Here is a 26027-nt window from a genome sequence, read left to right on the forward strand (position 1 = left end):
TCAGCCCCCTGTGGCGAGGGCCGAACTAGTACCGAATGTGCAAAGTAACCGTGGCTTGGATCGTCTGCTCACCGGCCACCACGGGGGTGCTGGCGGCGGAGTCGGCCACGCCTCGCAGCATGGGGCTGGGGATCGACATCATCGCCCCTTCTACCTGAATGCCCATCACTTCCTGCCGATTTAGCCCCAAGGTTGCCAAAACCGCATCGGCCTGGGCTTGGGCATCACGGGTTGCTGCTGCCAAGGCCCGATTGCGCGCCGCGTTGTTGGTGGCATCATCGATCGTGAACTGCACCCCATCCACACGGGTGGCTCCCGCTTTCACCGCCGCATCCATGAGCGCTCCGGATTCGGTGGCGGCAATTTCAAAGCTGACCGTGTTGGTGGCCACAAAGCCCACGGGTTTGCTGTTGTTGTCGTAGTAGGGGCTGAGATAAACGCCCGTGGTTTGCAGCTTTTGGACATTGCGACCCCGCAGCAGCGCCACCACCGCGCTCGATCGCTTGGCCATTTCCGCTTGGGCCGCTTCGGCGGTGGCGGCCCGGGCTTCCACCCCCAGGCTCACGCGGGCAGTGCTGGCGCTGACCAGTTCACTGCCTCGGCCCGTAACGGACAGGATTCGATTGAGCCGCTCTTGGGCTTGGGCGGGCAGAGCAGCGGCGATCGCCACAATCATGCCCAGCCCGATCGCCCCCAAGCGCAAACTAACGGCTGTTTCAAGGCGGGAAGATCTGTGGGAATTCAGCAAGCGCATCATGGCAAGGGTTAGCCATCCCTAGGGATGGGGTTCAATGGGTTCGTCGCCGCCAACCCCGATCGCCGTGTCCTGAATCGTCGCGCCTGTGAGGGTTAAGTCCAGCATCGACGCGCCGGTCACGTCCACGTCATTGAGGGTGGCGGCTGTGAGGTTTACCCGATCGAGCCTCGCTTGGGTCAGGATGGCATTGGTTAAGAATGTGCCGGTTAAATTAGCGTCCGTTAGGTCAGCACCGGTCAGATCGGCCCCTTCCAAGTTAGCGTTGGTTAAATCAGCCCCCCGCAAATTGGCATGGCGCAAGTCAGCCCCAATCAGGTGTGCGCCTTGCAGGTTTTGCCCCGCCAAGTTGGCCGCCGCTAAATTACAACCACCACAGAGGCCCGTTTCCAAAAGTTCTTTGAGGTCAGTGGGAGCCGTGGTTGCAGCGGGTTCCGCCGCCGCCCGCGAACCTACTGCACCGAGGAGCGCCGCTGCCAAGACGACACCACTAAGCCAACGCAGATGCCGATCGGTCATCACTCCTCCTGCTTGCCCCGTGGAAGGGTTCTGGCAATGGTGAGCCGGGGGCAAGAACCTTTACTCTGAGCCTAGCGCGATCGCCCTGATCCCTCCGTGATCGGAGACGAATCTTAGGATTTAGCCATCGATAGCAATCTGCGAATTTGGCAAACTGAATTTGGCAAACTTCAAGACGCTCGTTTAGGTTTCCGTCGCGGCGGGCGTTGGGGGTGAGGCGATCGGGACAGTGGCTTGCAATTGCGCGATCGCCTCCAGCATTTCCCGCTCAAAGGCCACCTGGGCCCGATTGGTGCGACCACCCACATAGAGCGATCGACCCTCTTGCAACAGCCAAATTTGTGAGTGAGAAAAATAGCTCATCACCACGCCCACCATCAGCAATCCAAAGCCCAAATAGACGATCGGGATGCTGGGATCCGCCTTGATCTGTAGCCCCGTGCTGCCAATCAAATCATCCACGGCCAAGGTGAGGGTGCGATCGCCCAGGGTAATTGGGGTCGATCGGCCCACCCGCGTGGTGGCGATCGGGCGGCCCGTCGCGTCATAGATCAGCACTGCCCCTTGCAAATCTCGCGCCAGCAGCGAAACCCCCTCGCTCAAGTCCGGTTTGGTGGGAACCCAAGTGCCCCAAATCCGGCCCGCGCCCGGCAGATTCAGCTTGCCCATGGGTAGCTGAATTGATGGACTGTTGTTGATGCGCACCTTCACCGCTGCGATGCCCCAGTCGGTTTGGTACATGGTCACCCCTCGGTAGCGCAGGGGTTGATTCACAAAAATAGTTTGTCGATCGCGCTCTTGACCCGCTTGATCCAACACCGACAAATCTGAATAGAACTGGTCGATGTTGCCGTCCGGTAAATATTCAATCCAGAAGCGGTTGACCTTCACAGACCAATCTCGGGGCACATTACCCGCCGCCAAAGGGCCGCCGTCAATAATATTGGTGACCTGAAACGTTTGGCCGCTGGGAATCATTTCTTGGGCAATGAAACCAGTGAGCGCACCAATAATGCCGCCCAACAACACAATCAACATCCCCGCATGGACAATAATCGGCCCAATGCGGCCCACAATCCCCTTGCGTGCATACAAGCTGCTGCCTTCCGCAAAAACTCGGTAACCTTTGGCTTGTAAGAGAGGAGTGGCCGGGGCGATCGCGCTGCTGGCTTCCCCCAAGTCCAACCGGGCACTGAGGGCCAATTTCTCAAACTGTCTGGGGGCCCGGTAATAACTCCAATGCTGGGCAGCTTTTAGGGCCGGCCATTGGCGCAGGGCGGTGCAGGCGGCCAAGCTCGTGCCAAACAACACCAGCAGTCCCAAGTACCACCAGGTGCGATAGACGGTGTTCAGCCCCAAGGCCAGCAGCACTTTCCAGCTCAGGAAGCCAAACAGGGCCGGATCCTCTGGATAGTTTGCTTGATAGAACTCCAAGCCCTGGCCCTGCTCAATGACCGTGCCAGTGATGCTAGCTACCGCAATCACCAATAACAGGACGATCGCTAACCGCAGGTCAGCAATGATGCGCACCCCTGCGCGCCACCAGCTCCGCCCGATCGCCCCATCCAGGGGAGTTTGCTGCAATCCGTCATTTGCATCCATGGTTTTTGCCCTGACCTCAGTACTTTGGTCTTCCCTTAATTCGCCCTAGTGTGCCGATCCTGATGATTAGCGCATGATTAGCGCTGTGTTTTTGACCCTAATTCCCTAGCGTCTCATGGGGCTGGCAATCCGTTGACTGGCAATCCGTTGGCTGGCAATCCGTTGGCTATTCACCCTAGCCGATCGGCAACCGACTGAGCAGCGAAAATACGCCGAATCCCACCAATAACGCGCCACTGGTGGGCACAATCCAGCCCGATCGGCTCCGCAGCGCCAACAAACTCTTCAAAGAGGCGGCAAACGTGCCCACCAACACCAACGGCGACACATAGCCGATCGCATAGGCCAACAACAGACCCCCACCCGCGATCGGGTCGCGAGTGGCCGAAACCCATGCTAACAGTGCCGCTAAAACAGGCGTGCTGCAAGGGGAAGCCGCCAGCCCAAACGTTAGCCCCACCAAATAGGATCGCAGCGATCGGGGAACTCCTGTCGGCACAGGAATCAATTGTCCCAGGGATGGAAACTGAAAGGGCAACACCTCCAGCAGATTCAGCCCCATCACGATCGCCACCCCGCTCACCAGCAACGGCAAGCCCCAACCCACCTGGCCATAAACCCGACCAAACCAGGCCGCCGCCACTCCCATCACCGCCAAGGTGGTGGCTAAGCCCAGGGCAAACCAGAGGGATTGCACCGCCGCCGCCCAGCGCGATCGCCCATCGGCAGGTTCCGACTCGCCTGAGGTGTCATACCCCCCGAGATAGCCCACCGCGATCGGCAGCATCGACAACATACAGGGGGTCAAGCTGGTGAGCAGGCCCGCCCCAAACGTCACCAGCGCACTCCCCAAACTGGGATGAGCCAACTGTGCTTCCACCAACGCCGTGGCCCACTGTGCCAGGTGATATAAACCCGTTTGTACTGATTCCCACACCTGCGATCGCCCTACTTGTTCAGGAACTGGCTGGTTTGCCCTGGCCCAATGGCATGGCCCAATGGCATAGCCCTATGGCCTACAGGATTAATTTTAGGGGGTGGATGGAAATTGCCGATCGCCCCAGTTGCCCACCGCTCGGGTTAATCAACGGTTTCGCTAGCTAGTCCAGCAACCAATCTATCAATCCCACCGGTTCCCAAATCAACACCACCCAACTCAGCAGATACAGCCCGATCGGCAAAAACCGGTAGCCCACCGCCCCTCCGGATTCTGTTTTGGCCCAGTAGCGCCAATGGGCAAAAATCGCCACTGCCGTCAGCACAAACCAAGGAATCAGGCTCAGAACGGTAAACCCCAGGGCCAAGCTGGCCGCCTGCAACCAAGCTTGATAAGCCGCGTCGTTGTGACCAAACAGATAAGGGTCATTGATCCAAGGCTGTGGCACTTTTCCTAAAATTCGGGTGGCTTGGAGGCAGGCCCCCGCTCCGGTGATCAGTAAGCTGATTGGGGCGATCGCCAAAATCCAGTGAGCCACCGTCATGCCCCGCCGCGCGATCGGGTGCATCATCACGGGCCGCAAATTCAGCCGAGGAAAGGATCGCATCCACTAAGACCCAAAAAATAAGTAATCAACTAATCGACAGCAACCAATGGCAATTAACCCAAAAACCAAATAGCACCCAATCACAAAAATCAGCAATTAACCAATAATAATTAACCAATAACAATCGAAAAAATCAGCCCATAACAACCAATAAACAGCAATCAACCAACAGCAACCAATAAACAGCAATCAACCAATAAAATAGGCTGGCCGGGTAACCCGACCAGCCAGCAAGCTTAGGAACGCGCAGACAAAGCGGTTGCTACTGAACCACCAATTTCACATTGGCATTTTGCAGCCCAGGACGCTTCACCTCCGCCAGCGTCTTATTCACCGCATATTTTTGGTTGATCGAATTGATCAGCTCCGTTTGGTTGTGCTTCTTCGCCACACCCCACAGATCCGCAATCAGATCGTAGGAGCCGTCAGCATTGCGCGACCAGCCCAGGTCATATTCCCCTTCCAGGATCGCAACCAGATCAGCGCGAACCCGTTGGCCGTTATAGCCACGCACATCGGCGCTGGTTTTGGTCTGAATGCCCAGGTCGCACAGGGATTGGCGCAGGATTTCCACATCAGTAATCTTGGTGCGCAGGGTGCTGAAGTGAGACATGAGGGTTTCCTCCTGTGGATGGAAATTGCGTGAACGACAACAACTAGGGGTTCAATGGCAAGCACGAAGTTGGGAGGCTTCGATGCTTGGTTTCAATGCGCTAGCCAACCGGGGTTCCAGATGCTGAACGGGTTGGAACTGGGGGGCTAGCCCTCCTCCCGTTGGGAGACGGGAGAAAGCTTGGGGGTCACCACTCCTGGCGGATGTAGTCCGCGACAGCAGCGGCGGCAGGACGGGCACGCTGGCGGGCCCAGTCGCGCAATGCCGTTACCTGCTCGGTCATGGTTCTCGACAGCGGCAGGGTTGCCTTGATCGCTGCGATGATGTCGAGTTGGGTAAACTCGCGATCTTGGGCAAAGGCTTCGTACATGGCCGCAAAGATGGCCTGTTCGATTTCTGCGCCGGAGAAACCATCGGAAACTTTGGCAAGTTGATCCAAATCAAAGCGGGAGATTTCAGAACGCCGCTTTTCGAGGTGGATTTGGAAGATTTCGCTCCGTTCGTCCTGGGTGGGCAAATCGACGAAGAAGATTTCGTCAAACCGGCCTTTGCGCAGGAACTCGCCGGGGAGTCGATCGACCCGGTTGGCCGTCGCCATCACAAACACCGGGGAAGTTTTTTCCTGCATCCAGGTCAAAAAGGAGCCAAAGATGCGGCTGGAAGTTCCTCCATCGGAGTCGGCGGAACCGGCGGAACCGGCGAAGGCCTTGTCCAGTTCATCAATGAACAGAATGACGGGGGAAATCGACTCGGCGGTTTTGAGCACCATCCGCAGGTTCTTTTCCGATCGCCCCACGGTGGAGCCGTCGTAGATGCGCCCCATATCCAAGCGCAGCAGGGGCAAACCCCACAGCCGGGAGGTGGTTTTGGCAATCAGAGACTTACCGCAACCGGGCACACCCAAAATCAGCATTCCCTTCGGTTGGGGTAAGCCGTATTCGCGGGCCCGCTCGGTGAAGGCGTTGGAGCGCTGGGTCAGCCACCGTTTCAGCTCTTCGAGACCGCCGACCGATTCGATCGTCTCGTCTTCGTCCATGTATTCCAAAATGCCGTTGCGACGAATCAACTGTTGCTTTTCGGACAGGACGATTTCGACTTCCGATTCGGTGAGCTTGCCGGTGCTCACATGGGCTTTGCGGTAGACCTTTTCGGCTTCGTCACGGGTGAGACCGAGGGCTGCTTTGAGCAGTTTCTCACGGGCGATCGGGCTGAGAGGGCGCGATCGGGTCTCTTCGAGTTGTTCACCCAACACCTGATCGAGTTCGTTCAGGGTGGGCAGGGGGAAATCCAACACCACGACTTCTTTTTCAAGCTCGATCGGGATTTCTTGAACCGGCGACATCAACACGATCGTTTTCTGCATCCCCTTAAACTGGGCGATCGCGTCTCGCAGCCAGCGCTTCACCCCTGGTGAGTCGATGTAGGGATGGAAGTCTTTGAGGATATAGATTCCTGGGTCGCGTTGGCGCACAATCCACTCGATCGCGGCTTCCGGCGAAACGGTGTTGTGTTGCGTCACCGTGCGGGGTTGGCCATATTCCACCACCCCATGGGTCACCGTCCAGACAAACAGACGGCGGGGCTGCGTTTTGGATTGGGCAAGGCGGGCGATCGCCTGTTCAGCGCGTTCCTCTTCATAGGTTAGGAGGTAAACCAGCGGATATTGCGCTCTGACCAGGACGCTTAGTTGCTCTTGCATAACCCTCGACCCATTCCGCTTGAGTTGGACATGCGACGGACTAGCTCAGAGACTGGAAATTGCTCTCCATCTAGCCCAACGTGATTAGCCAAAGTGATTAGTAAGTATCTAGCGAGTCCTGAGCGAAATCCTTAAGGGGCTAACCCGCAACCGGAACTGAAGCCATTTGGCAGTTGCTTCAGCAAGGGACAAGGCTTTCGCTGTTGGAATCGTCCGTGTCGCTACTGGGAGCTTCCTCCTCAGCGGACTCCGGAGCACCAGCCCGAACCGTCAGGGCCCGTTCGATCGACAGCGTATCTTCGGCAAGAATGCCAGGCTGGCTTCCAAGACCAACCAATTCACCGTCACGCAGGACTGTGGAGGTTTGACAGACAGGGCAGCTATAGACCCGGTGGGTACGCCCGTAGGGTTCGCTGTGCTCGTCAATTACCTCAGGGTGTTCGAGGTAAAAAGCCACGGCCCTTTCGACAATTGCGGACATGGGTTCCGACTCAACTGCCGCCCGGATTTTGAGTTGACGATGCAACTGTTGGGGGAAGTAGAGCGTGACTTTTTGCTTGTCCTGTTTGTCTTGCATATAACTACAAATGAATTACCCGGGTATGAATGTTAAGGTATCGGGGCAACGCTAGTCTGTCAAGACAGAAAGCCGTCTTGCTGTCTTTTTCGTAATTTTTCTTTACACAAAATCCGAACCTTCATGGCTCAATTCACGGCGCTAAAACGGGTTAATCGGTGATTGGGTGGAACTTTGAGGGCGATCGGCTGCGATACACTCAGCAAGGGATTTGCAAACGGCGACGCGATCGATCATTGACATCCGCAATTGGCATTCGTGATTGACATTCGTGGCCGTTAGTTGCCCCGCCTATTCACCCGATCGAGGAGTTCGCACCATGCTCGATGAACAAGCCAAAAAGACCATGCTCCGGAAAATTCCCCACGGCATCTATGTTTGTGGCGTGCGGGATGAGGCGGGCGAAGATGTGAACGCCTTTACGGCCAGTTGGGTCATGCAAGGCTCGTTTAAGCCGCCTTTGGTGGTGAACTGCGTGAATCGGGAATCTGGTTCCCACGCCATGATTGAGGCGAGCGGTGTATTTGCGCTGACGGTGTTGGAAGCGGGCCAAAAGGATTTGGCGGCTCAATTTTTTAAGCCCCGTCGCCGGGTGGGCAACAAGTTTGAAGACATCGAGTTCTACTTGGGCGAAGCGACGGGCTGCCCAATCTTGCCTGACTCCCTGGGCTATGTGGAGTGCAAGGTGGTTGGCTCGATCGCCCATGGTGATCACACGGTTTTTGTGGGCGAAGTGATTGGCGCAGGCATCCATCGGGAAGGGGAAGCCCTCACCCTAGAAAGCACCGGCTGGAACTACGGCGGCTAGGTGTGGCTTGGTTGACTCCCTGGCTGAAATTGGCTGGTTTCGTCAGCTTGTTTCAGTTGGCCCGTTGTAGTTAACCCATGGATTTTGCCCATGGATATTGAAGCGGCTTGGCAATTCCCGATCGAACCTCCCCCGGTGGATTGGGTGGCGGCGGTGCAATCAATGCTTGATCGCCTGGATGCGGTGCAGGTGGGCAACCCGAAGGCGGCGGATCTCAAAGAAAGTCGTTCACCGCAAGGCGATCGGGCCCGGTGGCTGGCCCAAGTGTTGTGGGAACGGGGTTGGCGTGATCCGCGCATCTTGGCCGGGTGGCTCTCGGCGGAGCACTATCAACCCACGGGGCCGGAGGGGTTTGGCTCCGAAATGGCCCAGGCGATCGCGCGGTTGGTGTTGGCCCATGAACGAGGCGATCGGGTGGCTATTTGGGGAGATTTTGATGCGGATGGCGTGACGGCCACGGCGGTGCTGTGGGACGGGTTGGGGCAGTTTTTTCCCCAGGGCGATCGGCTCACTTATTTTGTGCCCGATCGCCTCAAAGAATCCCACGGGTTATCCCGATCGGGGTTGGCGGCCCTGGCGGCGGCCGGTTGGCAACTGATCGTGACCTGCGACACGGGCAGCACCAACCTGGCGGAGTTGGCGATCGCGCGGGATTTGGGCTTGGAAGTGATTGTGACCGATCACCACAGCTTGCCCGACCAACGGCCGGACTTGGTGGCGTTGGTGAACCCGCGCACACTCCCGATCGATTCGCCCTTGGCCAGTCTTTCGGGTGTGGCCGTGGCTTACAAATTGGTGGAAGCCCTTTACCAAGCCTTGCCCACGGTTCCCCAACAGCCCCTCTCGGCCTTGCTGGATCTGGTGGCGATCGGGCTAATTGCGGATTTGGTGGAACTGCGGGGCGATGCTCGGTACTTGGCCCAAGTGGGATTGCAGCATCTCCAAAAAACCGATCGCCCCGGATTGCAACTGTTGCTGGAGCGATGCAAGAAAACGGGCGATCGCCCCTCTGATATTGCCTTTGGCCTGGGGCCGCGCATCAACGCGGCCAGCCGCATCTATGGCGATGCTCACTTTTGCATTGAACTGCTGACCAGTCGCGATCGCGATCGGTGTCGCCAATTAGCTGACCAAGTGGAAGCGGCCAACAGTCGCCGCAAAGTCCTGCAAAACGATGTGCTGTGGCGGGCCCGATCGCGCCTGGCCGCCGCCGATTGGTCTACCACCGCCGTGATTGTGTTGGCGGAAGCGGGTTGGCCCTTGGGCGTTTTGGGGCTAGTGGCGGGTCAACTGGTGCAGGAATTTAACCGCCCCGTGGTGTTGCTGACCCTGGAAGGCGAGATGGCGAAGGGATCCGCCCGATCGCTTCCGGGTCTGGATTTTTATGAAGTCCTGAAGCAACAAACCCATTTGCTCGATCGATTTGGGGGCCATCCCCTGGCAGCGGGGTTGACTTTGCCGGTGGCCAATCTGGATTTGTTTACCCAAGCCCTGGAACGGGAAGTGCGTCAACGCTGCCCAGCCCGATCGCCCCAGCCCATCACGGCCGATTTGACCGTCACCGTAGCAGACCTGTTGCTCGATCAGGGGCGGGCCCTGTTTCAAGCCCTGAAGTGGCTGGAACCTTGCGGCATGGGAAACCCGGCTCCGCGTTTGCTGATTCGGCAAGTTCGGTTCCAAAATCTGCAAGTCCGCCGCCTGCACCTGGGATCCCAAAAATTGCGGTATCTCCACACCCGCTTTGAAATTCAAGATGATTCGGCTACCGAACCTTTTCCGGGCATTTGGTGGGACTGTTTGCCGGAAGCCATTCCCAAGGGTTCCTGTGACTTGGTGGCGGAGTTGGATTTCAATGCCCGCGATAAGTGCTATCAATTGCGGCCCTTGGCAGTGCGCCCAGCCGATCGCCCCTTGGTGCGCGATCTTGCTGGTACGATTCCCGTCTGGGATTATCGGCAAGGGTTACCTGCCGCCGAGTTGCCATCGCCCAACGAGATGTTGTGGGTTGATCAATGTCCCACCCGTTGGGAAGACTGGCAGCAAATCGCCCGCCAAGCCCTAGACGATCAACGCCCGATCGCCCTGACCTATCAGCCAATTTTGGAACCCAGTCCCGATCGCACCTGGCAAACCCTTTTGGGGATGGCGAAATATCTCAGCCGCACCGGCCAACCCGTCGATCGAGCAGTCTTATCAGCACGATTAGCCCTCAGCCCCCAAGCAATTGAACTCGGCCTCAATGCCCTGGCGGCGATCGGCCTGAACCCAATGGAGCAGGATGGCCACCTGAGGTTTCAACCCCAAGCCTTGGATACGATGGAAACCGAAGCGACCACCCGATCGCGGGCGATCGCACAATTTTGGGCGATCGTTCAAGAAGAGCGTTTTCACCATCAATATTTCGCCACCATGTCCCCAGCAGCACTTCAGGATCTGGATCCGCGCCTCCAACCCCATTGATCACCCTTGATCGCATGATCGCAACAATCGCGAAGGGAGAAAAGTGGGAGTTCAGCCAGTTGCAAACCCTACTCTCCAATAAGCATGACAGCTCCCGTTTCCAAGCCACAGAAGATCCGTTTGCCATCGGTGACCACTGCCCGGCCAGGCGCTGGCAAACTCAGGGTTTTTAGCGGGTGATCGGTCGATAGGTTCCAAAACTGAAGCGTGCAATCATCCCCTGTGCTGAGGAACCAAGTGCTATGGGGAGCAAACGTGATCGCTCGCACTGGCCCTTGATGGCCCCGTAACAATTGGGTAGTGGGTTTGGGGGAGGCCAGGGATAGTTGAATCGTTGCTCCTTGGGCTAGGGCGATCGCCCGTCGATCGGGACTCCAAGCCAGAGCATTCACCGGCTGTGAGAGTGACCATCGCCGCTGAATTTTGGACTGTTGTAAATCCAGCAACTGTAGCCCGCAGGACTGCCCGCCCAATAATGCTGACCGACCGCAGGCACTAATCACAGCGTTCAAGTCAGATCCTTGCGGTGCGCGTACTTCCGCAGAGCACTGTTGCTCGGTGGCTGACCACCGCAAAGTTGATCGCCCCGCTTTCAAGTCCCAATGGCAAATCGTTCCTTGGGTATCAACACTCCACAATCCAAACCCGTCAGGTGCAAACCTCAAAGCGTTAATCCCAGCCCCAAAGTTTAACCACCGTTCATCCAGTGTTGCCCCCACCCGTTGCCGCCGACCATCCCAAATCCAAATCACACCATTGGCGGAACCGATCGCCCACAGATACCCATCCCGACTCGCCGCCAGCGCCGTTAGTTCTCCCTCAAATTGCCGTGATTGTGATCCATTTGCCGCAGCATCAAGTCCCCGTAGTTGCAGCCATCGATCATGGCCGATTGTTCCTAGCCGTAATCCCGAAGCTTCCAAGACCATGGCGATGACCGGGCCCTGATGGTTCAAGATTGGCCCGCGCACGGCGCTGAAGCGATCCACCATGGATTCGGGGGTGTTGGTGGCCGGTGGCGCAGGAGGGCGCGCACTAGACTTTTGGCGTGCCTTTCGATTCCGTTGCAGTTCCTGAATTTTTTGCCAATCTTGTCGAGCCAGATAATCAGACCCCTTGCGCCTAGCCACTTCATAGCGCAACTCATAGGCTGCTAAATAGTCCGGTTCTAGGCGAATTGCGTCGTTCAGATAGTTTTGGGCCGCCGTGTAGCTTCCTCGTGCCATGCAGTCGATCGCATAGCCATAAAAAATTTGAGCAGGCGATCGGGCAGGCCCAGGCCGGGATGAGACCCGAACACGATTAGCCCTGGCTGTTGTGCCTTGGGTTGTGGCGGGTGACGGCGGTTGTGAAGGCTGGTTGGTTACGGGTTGAGTGCCGATTTGGGTCAGGTGTTCCTTGATTTGCCGATAAGCTGCATTAATTTGCTTGAGTTTTGCTTCTGCGATCTTGCATAGCTCCGGATCCTCAGTAAATCGATCGGGATGCCAAACTTTGGCTAATTGGCGATAGGCTAACTTGACTGCTTCGATTGATGCATCAGCCTGAACTTCTAGTAATTGATAGCACTGAGTCAGAGTCAGTTGAGACATGCAGCGACCACCTCATCTGGTGTTGATGATCGTAAGGCGATTATCAATCAACTTCAAGTATTCAAGGAGCTTTCATCAACTGATCTGAATGCCTGATCTGATCAGCTAATAGAAGTTCAGTAAAAATACGGTGCTAATCAATCAAGTTCGATTGATTTTTGATCAAATCAGTCATTAAGATTATTCATAAATTGTTATCCAGCTATGGTTGAACTGATTTTTAATCTGGCATGAATGAATTGCCACTCAATTATGGTTGATCTGATTTTTAATCTGGATCGTGCTTCTTCTCGAACTACCCTCTAAAGTCGTTGCCTTTGAACTTAATTTGAAAAACTCTCTGGCTTATAAAAGCTTGAATAATTCACCAGAGAATATGTAGTTAAAAGGCAACAACTTTTGGGATTTGGGTACTGGCGCTAATGACTTGAGTTCATCAAGCGTTGGCGAAATTGAAAACGGGCACTTGCAAATTTTGCAACGAACTTGGGTTGAAACGGTAAGCGTGGGTTAGCCATCCGCAAAGCCGGAAGCAGCGTGATGATTAGTGGAACCTAGTGCAATCATCGGTAGCCAAACGGTGAATAGGCTGCCTTGCTGTAATTCGCTATCGAGTTCAATTTTGCCGTGATGCAATTGAACACACTGGGCAATGATGGCTAAACCCAATCCAGTGCCGGGAATGTCAGCGACGTTGGATCCTCTGGTAAATTGTTGAAAAATCCGTTCCTGATCGGCGCTGCAAATGCCGATGCCGTGGTCGCGAACCTGTAAGAGTAGGAAGTTACTTTGTTGCGATAGAAAAACCTCGATCGTGCCGCCATTCGGTGAATATTTGACGGCATTGTCCAAGAGGTTGTTGGTAATCAGCCGAAATAGGCGAGCATCGGCCCAAATTTGAGAATGATCTAGGCGATCGTGGATTGTGATGTGACACAGGGCGGGTGCAATTTGTTGGCAACGATCGACCACTTCCCTCAGCAAGGCAGAGACATCTAACCAGGCAGGTTCAAACCGCAATCGGCCGGAATCAGCCTCAATTAAGACCGTGAGATCGTTAAATTCCGAAAGGGTTTTTTCCGCTAAACAGCCGATCCGCTTCAGGTAGGCTCGCTGTTGTTCGGCGGGCCAATGATCCCAAAACCGATCCATGAGTTGGGCATAGGATTGAATGGCTCCGATCGCGCTGCGGGAGTCATGGAGGGCGATCGCGGCCAATTGGTTGCGATCGATCAATTGCTGTTCCAACGACACCTGACAGCGCCGGGCTTCGCGATCGGCCAAGCATCGGCTGCTCACCGCATCAAGCATGGCCCGCCCTTGCTCGGGAGTCCAAGGCAACCCCACCACGCCCCAAATGCCGCCATGGGTGAGGGCTGAAACCAACGGCGCGATCGAGGAGGGCAGGGGACGCATCACCACCACCAAAGAGGGCAGCCCCGATTGGCGATATAGCCAATCCACTAGTGCCAGCATTGGCTTCACCGTTTCCGGCATCACCAACAGCACCAACAGTTCCACCTTAGCCAGCTCACGCAGGGGTGGATCCGTTTGGGATCGCAATTGGGCTAAAGAGTCGATCGTCCAGTGATCAAACAACACATGGCCAGATTCCTGAATCAGAGATTCCCAAATCAGGCGTTCTGAAGTCTCATTGCCTCCAACCAGCGCCACAATCAGAGACTGTGACTCGGAAGGAACCGATTCGTGGTTGGAGCCGGAAGCTGTGGGTGGGCGATTGGGCACACTGGCCGAATTGGAAAAATTCATGAACACATGCTTAAACCTCGTCGGCGGCGATCGATGGCTGGCGATGCAACCCCATCCCCCTAAACATCGAAACTTCGCTTCCGTAAATGCCAGATTTTAATTATCAACTTGCTGGTGGGATTCAGACCAGTTGAAGCGCTGCAAAACAGTCGTGAAAATCCCGATCGCAGCGCTGGCAGAAACTACCGCACCATTAAACAAAATGACCAATCCGGCTCTGTTTACTTTGCACGAAGTTGGTTTGGATAGGTCGCAATTTTTCCGTTTTGATCGCCGGCCGGTGATGTCGATCAAAACTGAAAAGTTGATGCTTGTTGCCCCTAAATTTCAATCGTACCGCCCTTAGCTCCCGTGTCACCAGTGGATTGAGCGACAGAAAGGCTAAAGATGTTCCTGAATGCCAAGATCCACCGCTGAGGCTGAATTTCAGGCTGAAATTCTGGAGTGGGTTGCTGGAATTGATGGAAATTGACTGGGTATGGACTGGATCGGGACTGGATCTGAATCTGGCACAATGGGCCCAAGATCAAAGCCGGCCCCCATTTCAGGGGCCGACGCAGCCGCCAGCGATTCCAGTTTGTCTTTAAATGGCTGGGGTTTGCCAAAGTTGCGTTACGTCGTATCCCAACTCCCCTAACATGCGACGCAAGAGCGGCAGGCTGAGGCCGATCACATTCATGTGGCAGCCTTCGATTTTCTCCACAAATAGGCCGCCGCGACCTTCGAGGGCAAAACACCCGGCGCATTGCATGGGTTCGCCCGTGGCGATGTAGGCTGCAATTTCGGCATCAGTGGGGGTTGCGAAATGAACACGGGTGGTGGCGGACTGGATCAACTCCCGATCGCTCGCCAAATCAATCAGCACATGGCCTGTGTACAGATCACCAATTTTCCCCCGCATTTGTTGCCAGCGCTCCATGGCCTCGGTGGGTGAGTCGGGCTTGCCATAGACTTCCCCATTCACCAACAGCACGGAATCGCAACCCAAAACCACGATCGAGCTGCCCAGTTCATGGGATCCCAATAGGGACTGCCGCAGGGCCGGTTCCTGCCGCAGCCGATTGACAATCACCCGCGCCTTGCCCTGGGCCAGCACTTGCACCAGTTGTCCTGGATCAAAGACGGTGACGGAATCTTCATCGAAATCGCTGGGACAAACGATCGGGGAAATGCCCGCCATCTGGAGGAGTTTGCGGCGAGCAGGAGAGGCGGAAGCTAACACCAATTGCAAGGGGTTAGGCATAGTCTTGGTCAGTTAGTAGTCGAAAGGTTAGGGAATGGGGTTGACGGGGGTGAATCGGGGGTGAATCCACGGATGAGGAAGCGGTGGAAGTTCGGGTGAAAGGGTGGCAGTTGGGCTTGGTCAGGATTGCCCAGACCCTGCCAAGGAAACAGGGCAACAGCCTTGCCATTGCCCTGTCTGAATGATTGACGCGGTAGCGATCGATCGCTATCCAGCGCTATCCAGTTGACTGCCATTGATGTTCGATCGCCACTTCGCCACCGATTTCGCCACCGATATTGATCGCCTGAGTGCGGCCGATCGCCCGTTGGTTGTCGCTGTCGCCCCGGCTGAGGCCAAGTTGCCTAGTCTACGGAGAACGATCGAACAACCGTTTCAAACATGTCTTTCACCTTGTCCCAACGCCCTTCGGAGGCGGAAATGTTCAAGGTGTAGAGCTGGCCACGGCTGACGGCAACGCTGGCCAGGTTGTGGCGCTCTTGGTTAGGCAGCTTCACGGCATATTCCAGCAAGTAGTAGGTTTTGCCGTTGGCTTCTCGGGACTCGGCGTTCACCAGTTCGGCGGTGCGTCCGGAGCCGGGCGGGGCGATCGCACTCTTAGAGAGGCGATAACCCACTTCGCTGGGAGTTCCCAAATCGGGCAGGGCTTTGCCGCTGGGAACGGGATTGATCACAACGCTGACGTTTTCGGTTTCTTGAATCAGGTCATGGAAGACCACATCGGGCCCGCCGGCCACTTTGACGGCCACCCACCCGATCGGGTACAGGAATCGATAGCCTTTGGTGGCATCAATGTAGGCCTTCAAGCCGCTGGCTGGAGCGGCGCAGGCTTGCAGCGCCACCACAACCGTCAGCAACAACGCGATCGCGAGGCGTTTCCAAGTGGAGCGGTTCAGGGACGAAAATTGCATGGGTTTCGAGTTCGATCGGGCGTTGCAAAACGGAGCATGAAGGACTGCTGCGTCCTCAATCACGAGGGATTACACGCGGGATTAGATTACACGCGGGATTAGTTGTTGATGATCGACAGCATCGTTATGATCGCGACAATCACAACGACCCGCATCACTGACCCGCATCACTGACCCGCATCACTAATAATTTCAGATGCTGCCTAGCGGGTTGGCTAGCGAGCAATCCAACGCGATTTCATCTTAAACCGCCCCGGCCCCGGCCGATCCAGACCCAGCTCGGGAACCGGCGAATCCGGATCACGCCGCCCATTCTTCCAGATTTCTTTTGATCCCCATTCGGAGACCCGCTCGATCGCCAATATGGCTCGCAAGGGCGTGATCACAGGGCGGCCCCAAGGTTTTGCCGATCGGGTCTATCTCCCACTAGACAACACCTTGGCCATTTTGGGCGATCAATCCCCGTCCATTCCCCTTGGCCTCTGTTGCTGTTTGTGAACCAAGCGGCTAACCTGACAGCTAAGAATTCTGAAAAAATTGTTCCTCAGGAACAGTTCAGTATCATCGTCAGCACTGAGACTAAGCTAATCCTTCGGTGTCGCTGACTCGTTAGATGACGGTTGGGTCACGCATCTCCCCGTTCTTTTTGAACCTTCCTCAACACTGCCTCCGATGAAGATCCTGAAAGTCCAGACGCTCCGCGGCCCCAATTATTGGAGCATTCGCCGCCATAAGCTTGTCGTTTTGCGTTTGGATTTGGCGGACTTGGCTGATCGCCCCTCCAACGAGATTCCGGGGTTCTACGAAGGACTGGTGGAAGCCCTGCCCAGCTTAATGGAGCATCACTGCTCGCGGGGCAAGCGGGGTGGTTTTCTGGAGCGGGTGCGCGAAGGCACGATGATGGGGCACATCGTGGAGCATGTGGCCCTGGAACTTCAGGAATTGACGCAGATGCCTGTGGGTTTTGGGCGCACGCGCGAAACCTCAGAGCCAGGGGTCTATTTGGTGGCGATCGAGTATGAAAACGAGCGGGCCGGGCGGTATGCGGCCCGAGCGGCCGTGCGTCTGTGCCGCAGCATTGTGGACTCGGGCAGCTATCCCCGGGCCGAGCTGGAGCAAGACTTGCAGGATCTGGAGGAAATTCGGGCAGAGGAAGCCCTTGGCCCCAGCACGGAATCCCTGGTGCGCGAGGCAGAGCGCCGGGGAATTCCTTGGCGGCAGTTGGCGGCACGCTCCCTGATTCAGTTGGGGTATGGGGTTCGCCAAAAGCGGGTGCAAGCGACCCTGAGCGATCGCACGGGAATTTTGGCGGTGGAGTTGGCCTGCGACAAGGACGGCACCAAGCGGGTTTTGGCCGATGCGGGCGTGCCGGTTCCTCGGGGGACAACGGTTCGATACCTAGACGAGCTACAGGATGCGATCGAGGAGGTCGGTGGCTACCCGATCGCGATCAAGCCCTTGGACGGCAACCATGGCCGAGGGATCACCCTGGACATTGAATCTTGGGAAGCGGCGGAAGAAGCCTACGAAATGGCCATGGCCGATTCCAAGTCCCAGACGATTTTGGTGGAGCGGTTTTATAAGGGGAATGACCACCGGGTGTTGGTGGTCAATGGTCAGGTGGTAGCCGTGGCGGAGCGCGTACCGGCTCGGGTGATTGGAGATGGGCGATCGACCATTCAGGCGTTGATTGACGAAACCAATCGCGATCCGCGTCGGGGCAGTGGCCACGATAATGTGCTCACCAAAATCACAATCGATCGCCCCTTGGAGCAAATGCTGGAGCGGCAAAGCCTGACCCTCGATACTGTGCTTGATCGGGGCGAAATTTGCTATTTGCGAGGCACGGCGAACCTGAGTACCGGTGGCATTGCCATCGATCGCACCGATGAAATTCACCCGGAAAACATCTGGTTAGCCCAACGAGTGGTCAAGATCATTGGCCTGGACATTGCCGGGATCGATATTGTTACGCCCGATATTTCCCGCCCCCTGCGCGAAAACGGGGGTGTGGTGATTGAAGTGAACGCTGCGCCGGGCTTCCGGATGCATGTGCAGCCCAGTGAAGGCATTCCCCGCAACGTGGCGGAACCGGTGCTGGATATGTTGTTTCCGCCCGGGTCGCCGGCCCATGTGCCGATCGTGTCGGTGACCGGCACCAACGGCAAAACCACCACCACCCGCCTGATTGCCCATATCTATCGCCAAACGGGACAAGTGGTGGGCTACACGACCACCGACGGCACTTACATCGGGGAATACATGGTGGAACCCGGGGACAACACCGGCCCCCAAAGTGCCAACCTGATCCTGCAAGATCCGACCGTGGAAGTGGCCATTCTGGAAACGGCTCGGGGAGGTATTTTGCGATCGGGCTTGGCGTTCGATCGCTGCGATGTGGGCGTGGTGTTGAATGTGGCCGCTGACCACCTGGGGCTGGGGGACATCGACACGATCGAGCAAATGGCCCGTGTGAAAGCGGTGGTGGCGGAAGCCGCGGCCCCCGATGGCTATGCGGTGCTCAATGCGGATGATCCCCTGGTGGCGGCCATGGCGGAGCATGTGTTGGCCCAAGTCACCTATTTCTCCATGAACCCGGAGAACCCGATCGTGCGGGAACATGCCCGACAGGGAGGCTTGGCCGCTGTTTATGAAAACGGCTACCTGTCGATTCTCAAAGGCGATTGGACCCTGCGGATCGATCGAGCCGAAAACATTCCCCTCACCCTGGGCGGAAAGGCCGCTTTCCAAATTGCCAATGCCCTGGCCGCCAGTTTGGCCGCCTTTGCCCAAGGGGTGCGCATTGAAGCAATTCGTCAGGCCCTAATGACCTTCACATCCAGTGCCAAGCAGACCCCGGGGCGAATGAATCTGTTTGATTTGGGTCGCTACCATGCCCTAGTGGACTACGCTCACAATCCCGCTGGCTATGAAGCAGTGGGCGTGTTTGTCCAAAACTGGCCCGGCACCAAGGTGGGTGTGGTTGGTGGCCCGGGCGATCGTCGTGATGAGGACTTCCAATTGCTGGGCAAGCTGGCGGCCCAAATGTTCGATGAAATTCTGATCAAGGAAGATGACGACAATCGCGGTCGGGCCCGGGGCAGCGCCGCTCGCCAAATCGAAGCGGGCATCACTGCCGCTCGTCAAGAAGGGATTGCGCGGGTTCGCCGGTTTGAAACCATCCTGGATGAAACCACGGCGGTGAATACGGCCCTCGATCGGGCGGTGGATGGCGGGTTAGTGGTGGTTTTCCCGGAAAGTGTCAGCCGCGCCATTGACCTGATTGAGGCCCGCGGCCCTCGGGAGACCACGAAAACAACGCCCACCCCCAAAACCCCGATCGCCGATCCCGCTAGTAACCGCACCAGCCAGCACAGTGAGGTGAAATCGGTCTAGGCTAATAGCGGTCTAACTAAATCCTACCTTTCCGCGAGCTGAGCCAATGATGTCGCCAAGCTTGTTTGCCCCGGCCCTGCCGCCGATCGAAACCGTCCGTACTGGGCCGTTAATTCGGCGGTTAGACTGTGGTGCACTCGCGATTGTGGAGCAGATGCCCGTTGAGGCGGTCAATCTCAGTTTGTGGGTCAATGCTGGTTCAGCGATCGAACCTGAACCCATCAATGGCATGGCCCACTTTTTGGAGCACATGGTGTTTAAAGGGAGCGATCGGCTCGCCCTCGGGGAATTTGAGCAGCGGATTGAAGCTTGCGGAGCGGTCACCAACGCCGCCACCAGCCAAGACTACACCCAGTTTTATTTGACCGCCGCTCCCCAGGATTTTGCGGCCCTGGCTCCTTTGCAATTTGATGTGGCATTGCGGCCCCAGTTGCCGGCCGCGGAATTTGACCGGGAGCGCCATGTGGTGCTCGAAGAAATTCGCCGCAGCCAAGATAATCCTCGCCGTCGCACTTTCCAAGCGGTGATGAACCTGGCCTTTGAGACCTTGCCCTATAACCGGCCGGTGTTGGGCCCCACGGAAGTGATTACCCACTTGGATGTGCAGCAGATGCGGGACTTCCATGATCGCCACTATCGCCCGCAGTCGGTGACGGCCGTGGCGGTGGGCAATTTGCCGCCGGAGCAGCTATTCGAGATTTTGGAAACCGGCTTCAACGAGGCCTGGCGCGATCGGGACTGGTCGGGTTTGCCGGTGGCCACGCCATCGTTGATCCCAGAGTTGCCGTTCGATCACGTTGAACGCCGGGAAATCATTGACCCATCGTTGCAACAGGCCCGCCTGATCATGCTCTGGCGCGTTCCGGGGCTACAGGACTTGCGGGAAACCTATCCGCTGGATGTGTTGGCGGCGGTGTTGGGCCATGGCCGCACCTCGCGCCTGGTGCGGGACTTGCGGGAAGAGCGGCGATTGGTGTCCAAGGTTTCAGCCACCAATTTGACCTACCGTGCCCAAGGAACGTTTTATTTGGCCGCCCATTGTGAGCCGGAGCATTTGCCAGAGCTGGAAGCCCGCTTGCAGGATCACATGGCGCGTATTGGTTCGGAACCGGTGAGCATGGCGGAGGTCGATCGGGTGCGGGCGCGGGTGGCTAATGGGTTTGTGTTTGGCAATGAAACCCCCGCGAATCGATCGAACCTCTATGGCTACTACCAAACCTTGGTGGGCAATGTGGATGCGGCCCTGCGATATCCCGATGCTGTCCGTTGCCTGACCCCAGAAGATTTGCAGCGGGCCGCCCAGCAATATTTGAATCCCCAGGCCTATGGGTTGGTGATTCTGCGCCCCGCTGCTGCTCAGGGTTAGGGCTAAGGATCAACGAGGATTGGGCGATCGCTGCGGATGGCTCCCTCAATCGCCTTGGATCCCGGGGCTGCCTCAATGGCTGAGTTACCCGATCGCCTCCTGACCAAAATTCAGGGGGAGATCTTGAATTCGGCCCGGGCCCACCGCCTGGATGGCCTCCTTGAGATCCACGTTGCCGGTGTAGAGGGCGCGACCGACAATCGCCCCCGTGACTCCCACCGGCTCCAGGGCCAACAGCCCCAATAAATCGGTGACGGAACTGATTCCCCCGGAGGCAATCACGGGAATGGAAATCCCTTCCGCCAGCTCGCGCAGGGCTTCCTTGTTGGGGCCTGCCAAAGTGCCATCCCGGTGAATATCCGTGTAAACAATGGCCGCCGCGCCCCAGTCCTGAACGCGCTGGGCCAATTCAACCGCTCGCACTTCGGAGGTTTCCAGCCAACCCCGGGTTGCAACCCAGCCATTGCGGGCATCAATGCCAATTACGATCCGCCCGGGAAATTCCGCGCACCAGGCGGCCACTTCGTCCGGCTGCTCCACGGCTACGGTTCCCACAATTGCTCTGGTGATCCCTAGCTCAAACAGGCGGGCCGCGCGATCGCGGGTTCGGATGCCGCCTCCCACTTGAATTTGAATCGGGTGATCGCCCAGTTGTTGGGTAATGGCCGCGATCGCCTGGAGATTCACGGGTTCTCCCGTTTTGGCCCCATCCAAGTCAACCAGGTGCAACCAACTGGCCCCCGCCGTCATCCACCGCTGGGCAACCATCACCGGATCATCACCAAAGGTTTCCGCGCGATCATAGTCACCTTGAAAGAGCCGGACACAACGTCCACCCAACAGATCGATCGCCGGAAAAATATCCATGGCTAATCCTCATCCTTCAGAAAATACAAAATCGAAAATCCCAATCAATCTACCTGAAGGCTGTAATTCGCAACATAGGGCATTAGCCAGGTTTTAGATGGCCCCCTGCATTGAAATGGGTTAATCAACAGTTTCAGGTTGTCGAGATCGCACCCAATTACGCTTAACCGCGCTCGATCGCACCCAATGGCAATCCCGAATAGCAATTCCGAATGGTAATTCCGAGAAGCCAGCGAAAACAAACGATCGACCGTGAATGCCCCCGTTGGGTTTCTCGGTCGATCGTCCGTCACCCTTGAGTTTTAGGACAATGCTTAGGAATTTTGTCCTTGTAGGAGTAATGGCCAGAAGCCACCTCCTAAGCAAACTTGCTCCCTCCACCATCCATCCGCGAATCTCAGCCCCAGTCAGCTAGCTCCGCAGGCGCATCCTTGAATCATGGATATTAGTCATTGATAAACATGCTGCTAACTGACGTGTCTTCGTGGATGCGCCAAATAGTTTCGCCCAGCACATTCGCCACCGACAAAACCGTGAGCTGGTCAAAATGGTGGTGATCCATCATGGGAATCGTGTTGGTGACAATCACCTCTTCAAATAACCCACTGGACAAGCGCTCGATCGCCGGAGGAGACAACACCGCATGGGTGGCACAGGCATAAACCTGGCGTGCCCCTTCCCGACGCAGCATTCGGGCCCCTTCCGTGAGCGTGCCGCCTGTGTCGATGATGTCATCCACCAAAACGGCCGTTTTGCCCTTCACGTCACCAATGACGTTCAGCACTTCCGCCACATTGTGCATTTGGCGGCGCTTGTCAATGATCGCCAGGGGCGCATCGTTCAGGCGCTTAGCAAAGGCCCGGGCCCGCGCCACCCCGCCCACATCGGGCGACACCACGACAATATCCGACAGGTTCTTGCTTTCGAGGTAGTCGATCAGGACTGGCGCACCAAAAACATGATCGAGCGGAATATCGAAATAGCCTTGGATTTGCGCTGAATGCAAGTCCATGGCCAACACCCGATCGGCTCCGGATTTCACAACCAGGTTCGCCACCAGTTTGGCCGTAATCGATTCCCGGCCGGCCGTCTTGCGATCGGCCCTGGCATAGCCGTAGTAGGGAATCACAGCGGTGACTTGGCGCGCCGAAGCCCGGCGGCAAGCATCCACCATGATCAACAATTCCATTAGATGGTCATTCACAGGGCGACAAACCGGTTGGATCAGATAAACATCACAACCCCGGATTGACTCCTGAATTTGAACATAAAGCTCACCGTCGGCGAACCGTTTGCGAACCATTGGTCCCAACGGTAACCCCAGGTATGCAGCAACTTCTTCGGCCAAGGCGACATTTGCCGATCCTGAGAAGATGCGAAGTCGGCTCTTTTCCGTCACTTCGCGATGCGAAGTCGGCAGCGGAGAAGTCGCAGAGCAAATCACGGCAGACCCTCGAAGCGCGTTCATGGCAATCTTAGCATTTCCTTCCAATTTTCTTTGGATTTGCGTCCCCGCATTCAATGACATGGGTGGTTGTGAGCCGATCGCCAAGGGTAGTCGTCAAGGCTTGACCAGACGGCTGATCAGGCTCCGTGACGACGGGAATCAGATAACATCCGTGAGCAATTGCTGCTGCAGGAATCTGGTCAGGAACAGTCAGAAACCTTTGCACGATCGGGCGGCAATTGTGACAGAAAACGGGGGCAGTTTAACGAGTTCAATGGGGCGATCGACCATCCCCTAGCCCGATCGGCTAGGATGAGTCCCGAGGGTTGCCCAAACGGGCAATTCAACACCCAGCCCAACCCCCAACATGGGCAAAACCCTGACTGGTGGTGCGGGCCACCGCGAGTTCTGGCCAGTTCCCGAGTCGATCGCAACGGGACAAGCCCAGGCTGCATCTGGCGGCAGATGCGGCTCAACTTGCTACCCCCAAGGAAGCGGCTAGGGACTCAGCGGAATCGCTAGCCAATGGAGATCCAACCCAATGGATCTTCAACCAACAACCGCCGCCCAGTTTCTTGGGCGGTTGTGCCGGGCGATTGATCGCAGACCTGGGATAATCAGGGGAAATGGGGGTTGGGTGACGACAATGCCGCTAATCGCCCCAAGTCTGATCGGTTCATTCAGCCCTATAAATTGGTTTTAGCGCCGGTTGCGTCTGAACAATCAAAATCACCCGACTCCTTTAATGGTTCGATCAAACAATTGATCAGTCCAATGGGGCGATGCAAGTCACGGAATAAATTGTTTTTTTCTGAATTTCGCCTGAGTTTCGCCTGAGTTTTTGCTCGATCATCGCCTGACTATTGCCTGACTGAATTGCCATTTCAACTGTTCTTCGATCGCCCCGAGTCCCATGCAACCGTCCCTGCCCCCCGGAACTGTTCTCCAAAATCGCTATCGCCTTGTGGAAGTGTTGGGACAGGGTGGCTTTGGGCGCACCTACCTGGCGGAGGATTTGGGGCGATTTGGCGAGCGCTGTGCCCTCAAGGAATTCACGCCGCCCGTGGGCGATGCCTACGCCCTCGAAAAATCCAATGAACTGTTCCGGCGCGAGGCAGCGGTTCTTTACCAAATCAATCACCCACAAATTCCCAAGTTTCAGGCCACCTTTGAGGCGGAGGGTCGCCTATTTTTGGTGCAGGACTATGTGCAGGGCAATACCTATCGATCGCTTCTAGATAGCCGCCTGCACCATGGCCAGCTCTTTGCGGAAGGGGAAGTGTTCTACCTCTTGCAACAGTTGCTCCCCGTATTGAGCTACCTGCACAATTTGGGGATCATTCACCGGGATATCTCGCCGGAAAACATTATTCTGCGGGAGCATGATCGACTGCCCGTGTTGATTGACTTTGGGGCCATCAAAGAAATGGCCACCCGCTTTCAACAACCGGGAGCCACAGCCGTGCAGGCCACCACCGTCGGTAAGAGCGGCTATGCCCCCAGCGAACAAATTCAAACCGGCCGTGCTTACCCCAGCAGCGATCTCTATGCCTTGGCCGCCACGGTGTTGGTGTTGCTGACGGGGCGAGAACCCCAGGATTTGCTAGACGATCGCACCCTTACCTGGCATTGGGATCAGTATGTGCCCCTCACACCGGCCTTGGGAGATCTGTTGCGGCGAATGTTGGCCTATCAACCGACGGAGCGCTATCCTTCTGCCTCCTTGGTGCTTCAGGCGTTGCAGGAGGTGACGTTGGATGCGACGGCTCGCCCCGTGGCCCAGCCGCCCTCCACTTCACCCCCAACTCCGGCAGTGCCGGCCCCAGCCGCTAATCCCACGGGAACTGTCCCTTCAACCATGGCGACGGTGGTGGTGGGTCGGGCTGCGCCGCCTCCGATCGCCCCTCGATCGCCCGCACCGGCCCCGGCTCCCGGCCCCGATTGGAGCGTGGAACCCCGAGGATCCTTGATGGATAACCCTTGGGCGGTGACGGTGTTAGGCGTGTTGTTGGTGGTGGGGACGGGAGTGGGTTCCTGGTCGCTGGTGAATCAATTCCTGAGCCGATCGCCCAACAACAGCAACCCCACACCAACCGCGACGGTTTCCGAAAGTCCGCCGCTGCCTAGCCCTTCCCCCACGCCATCCCCCACCCCGTCCCCTAGCCCGATCGCCTCGCCTGTGGTCTCCACCCAGCGGTTGAACCTTCAGCCCGCCGGGGATTTTGAAGATTCCCGCACCCTGGGTGAAAACGAAACCCTGATCTATCGTTTCCAGGCCGGCGCTGAGCAACCCCTCAGCATTTCCGTGGCAGGCAATAACGTGATTGCTAGTCTCCTGGCTCCCGATGGTGACCCGGCGGATCGATCGAGCCGGGATCTGCGCCAATGGGATGGCGTGATTGCCGTGGCTGGTGAATATGCCCTGCAAGTGCGCGTGGCCCCCGGTGCGCCCAGGGGAGACTACCGCCTGCGTTTACGGCTAGCGGCGGCTCCCGCTTCCCCCAGTCCGGAGCCAAGCCCCACGCCAACGCCCACCCCGACTCCGGAGCCAACTCCCAGCCCCAGCCCAGAACCAACCCGCCAACCCACCTCGCGCAACTTCCGAGGTGTGACTCAGCCCCAGGTTCCCCAAACCTTTGGTTTTGAAGCCCAGGCGGGTCAACAAATTTCAATTAGTATTCCTTCCGGTTTGCGAGCCACGGTGTTTGGCCCCAATGGCCCGATTCCGGACATGGAAGGACTGGAAGGATCCGTCAGTTTGGAAGCGCCCGTGGGCGGCAACTACGGTATTGAAGTGTCTTCGGATTTGGAAATGCCCTTTGAGATCGCCGTGCGGGTTCGGTAGCAACCGTGATCAAA

22 protein-coding genes are annotated in these 26027 nt (G+C 56.9%); 8 read left to right on the forward strand and 14 right to left on the reverse strand.

All coding sequences use genetic code 11. From position 1 onward, the window contains the following. Positions 1–25 precede the first annotated feature (25 nt). From ACZA91_RS13050 to ACZA91_RS13085, 8 genes are all read right to left on the reverse strand, one after another. Positions 26–757, reverse strand: a complete 732-nt coding sequence (locus ACZA91_RS13050; RefSeq protein WP_463182562.1) for an SIMPL domain-containing protein — start codon at positions 755–757, stop codon at positions 26–28. Between the two features lie 18 nt (positions 758–775). Further along, positions 776–1273 carry a pentapeptide repeat-containing protein gene (locus tag ACZA91_RS13055; RefSeq protein ID WP_463182565.1) on the reverse strand — a complete coding sequence of 166 codons (498 nt, stop codon included), beginning with the start codon at positions 1271–1273 and terminating at the stop codon, positions 776–778. Between the two features lie 183 nt (positions 1274–1456). Then, positions 1457–2875 carry a cytochrome c biogenesis protein gene (locus ACZA91_RS13060; RefSeq protein WP_463182568.1) on the reverse strand — a complete coding sequence of 473 codons (1419 nt, stop codon included), beginning with the start codon at positions 2873–2875 and terminating at the stop codon, positions 1457–1459. A gap of 175 nt (positions 2876–3050) precedes the next feature. Then, positions 3051–3812, reverse strand: a complete 762-nt coding sequence (locus ACZA91_RS13065) for a cytochrome c biogenesis protein CcdA (protein ID WP_099532149.1) — start codon at positions 3810–3812, stop codon at positions 3051–3053. Between the two features lie 163 nt (positions 3813–3975). Next, on the reverse strand, positions 3976–4419 hold the full coding sequence (locus tag ACZA91_RS13070; protein ID WP_463182572.1) for a hypothetical protein: 444 nt from the start codon (positions 4417–4419) through the stop codon (positions 3976–3978). Positions 4420–4681: 262 nt separating this feature from the next. After that, positions 4682–5032 carry a DUF1257 domain-containing protein gene (locus tag ACZA91_RS13075; protein WP_099532151.1) on the reverse strand — a complete coding sequence of 117 codons (351 nt, stop codon included), beginning with the start codon at positions 5030–5032 and terminating at the stop codon, positions 4682–4684. A 187-nt stretch (positions 5033–5219) separates the two neighbouring features. Next, complete coding sequence (gene ycf46, locus ACZA91_RS13080) at positions 5220–6731, reverse strand: stress-responsive protein Ycf46 (RefSeq protein WP_099532152.1); 1512 nt, start codon at positions 6729–6731, stop codon at positions 5220–5222. Between the two features lie 178 nt (positions 6732–6909). Further along, positions 6910–7308, reverse strand: coding sequence for a slr0373 family blue light stress response protein (locus tag ACZA91_RS13085; protein ID WP_242026224.1), 399 nt, complete (start codon positions 7306–7308; stop codon positions 6910–6912). A gap of 319 nt (positions 7309–7627) precedes the next feature. Between ACZA91_RS13085 and ACZA91_RS13090 the strand changes: the two genes are divergently transcribed. Both ACZA91_RS13090 and recJ read left to right on the forward strand, forming a co-directional pair. Further along, positions 7628–8116: a flavin reductase family protein gene (locus ACZA91_RS13090; RefSeq protein ID WP_099532203.1), complete on the forward strand. Its 489-nt coding sequence runs from the start codon at positions 7628–7630 to the stop codon at positions 8114–8116. Positions 8117–8206: 90 nt separating this feature from the next. Then, on the forward strand, positions 8207–10576 hold the full coding sequence (gene recJ, locus ACZA91_RS13095) for a single-stranded-DNA-specific exonuclease RecJ (protein WP_463182578.1): 2370 nt from the start codon (positions 8207–8209) through the stop codon (positions 10574–10576). Positions 10577–10644: 68 nt separating this feature from the next. Here recJ and ACZA91_RS13100 read toward each other — a convergent pair whose 3' ends face one another. Both ACZA91_RS13100 and ACZA91_RS13105 read right to left on the reverse strand, forming a co-directional pair. Beyond that, positions 10645–12168, reverse strand: a complete 1524-nt coding sequence (locus ACZA91_RS13100) for a DnaJ domain-containing protein (protein ID WP_463182580.1) — start codon at positions 12166–12168, stop codon at positions 10645–10647. A gap of 510 nt (positions 12169–12678) precedes the next feature. Beyond that, on the reverse strand, positions 12679–13938 hold the full coding sequence (locus tag ACZA91_RS13105; RefSeq protein ID WP_463182582.1) for a sensor histidine kinase: 1260 nt from the start codon (positions 13936–13938) through the stop codon (positions 12679–12681). Between the two features lie 151 nt (positions 13939–14089). Here ACZA91_RS13105 and ACZA91_RS13110 point away from each other — a divergent pair, with 151 nt between their 5' ends. After that, entirely contained in the window at positions 14090–14284 is a 195-nt protein-coding gene (locus ACZA91_RS13110; RefSeq protein WP_190356025.1) for a hypothetical protein, read from the forward strand. Positions 14285–14521: 237 nt separating this feature from the next. On the opposite strand, the gene ACZA91_RS13115 is transcribed toward ACZA91_RS13110, so the two are convergent. Together ACZA91_RS13115 and psbP are read right to left on the reverse strand one after the other, a co-directional pair. Beyond that, on the reverse strand, positions 14522–15181 hold the full coding sequence (locus ACZA91_RS13115) for a Maf family protein (protein WP_463182584.1): 660 nt from the start codon (positions 15179–15181) through the stop codon (positions 14522–14524). Between the two features lie 344 nt (positions 15182–15525). Next, positions 15526–16092, reverse strand: a complete 567-nt coding sequence (gene psbP / locus ACZA91_RS13120; RefSeq protein ID WP_190356022.1) for a photosystem II reaction center PsbP — start codon at positions 16090–16092, stop codon at positions 15526–15528. Positions 16093–16455: 363 nt separating this feature from the next. Between psbP and ACZA91_RS13125 the strand changes: the two genes are divergently transcribed. The 3 genes from ACZA91_RS13125 (at position 16456) to ACZA91_RS13135 (ending at position 20854) form a co-directional block, all read left to right on the forward strand. Next, a complete protein-coding gene (locus ACZA91_RS13125) occupies positions 16456–16590 on the forward strand; it encodes a hypothetical protein (RefSeq protein ID WP_255407483.1) in 135 nt (44 codons plus the stop codon). 174 nt (positions 16591–16764) lie between these two features. Continuing rightward, a complete protein-coding gene (gene cphA / locus ACZA91_RS13130; RefSeq protein ID WP_190527049.1) occupies positions 16765–19488 on the forward strand; it encodes a cyanophycin synthetase in 2724 nt (907 codons plus the stop codon). Positions 19489–19534: 46 nt separating this feature from the next. Continuing rightward, the gene (locus tag ACZA91_RS13135) at positions 19535–20854 is read left to right on the forward strand and encodes a M16 family metallopeptidase (protein ID WP_463182587.1); all 1320 of its coding nucleotides are present in this window, start codon (positions 19535–19537) and stop codon (positions 20852–20854) included. Between the two features lie 84 nt (positions 20855–20938). On the opposite strand, the gene hisA is transcribed toward ACZA91_RS13135, so the two are convergent. Together hisA and ACZA91_RS13145 are read right to left on the reverse strand one after the other, a co-directional pair. Further along, positions 20939–21721: a 1-(5-phosphoribosyl)-5-[(5-phosphoribosylamino)methylideneamino]imidazole-4-carboxamide isomerase gene (gene hisA, locus ACZA91_RS13140; protein WP_463182588.1), complete on the reverse strand. Its 783-nt coding sequence runs from the start codon at positions 21719–21721 to the stop codon at positions 20939–20941. A 445-nt stretch (positions 21722–22166) separates the two neighbouring features. Then, on the reverse strand, positions 22167–23189 hold the full coding sequence (locus ACZA91_RS13145) for a ribose-phosphate pyrophosphokinase (RefSeq protein ID WP_190356020.1): 1023 nt from the start codon (positions 23187–23189) through the stop codon (positions 22167–22169). A gap of 368 nt (positions 23190–23557) precedes the next feature. Here ACZA91_RS13145 and ACZA91_RS13150 point away from each other — a divergent pair, with 368 nt between their 5' ends. Both ACZA91_RS13150 and ACZA91_RS13155 read left to right on the forward strand, forming a co-directional pair. Next, positions 23558–23785 (forward strand): hypothetical protein, encoded by a 228-nt coding sequence (locus ACZA91_RS13150; RefSeq protein ID WP_463182592.1) that lies wholly within the window; start codon positions 23558–23560, stop codon positions 23783–23785. A 296-nt stretch (positions 23786–24081) separates the two neighbouring features. Continuing rightward, the gene (locus ACZA91_RS13155; RefSeq protein WP_463182595.1) at positions 24082–26013 is read left to right on the forward strand and encodes a protein kinase domain-containing protein; all 1932 of its coding nucleotides are present in this window, start codon (positions 24082–24084) and stop codon (positions 26011–26013) included. Positions 26014–26027: the final 14 nt, after the last annotated feature.

This window comes from Limnothrix sp. CMB-01 (genome assembly GCF_055193175.1).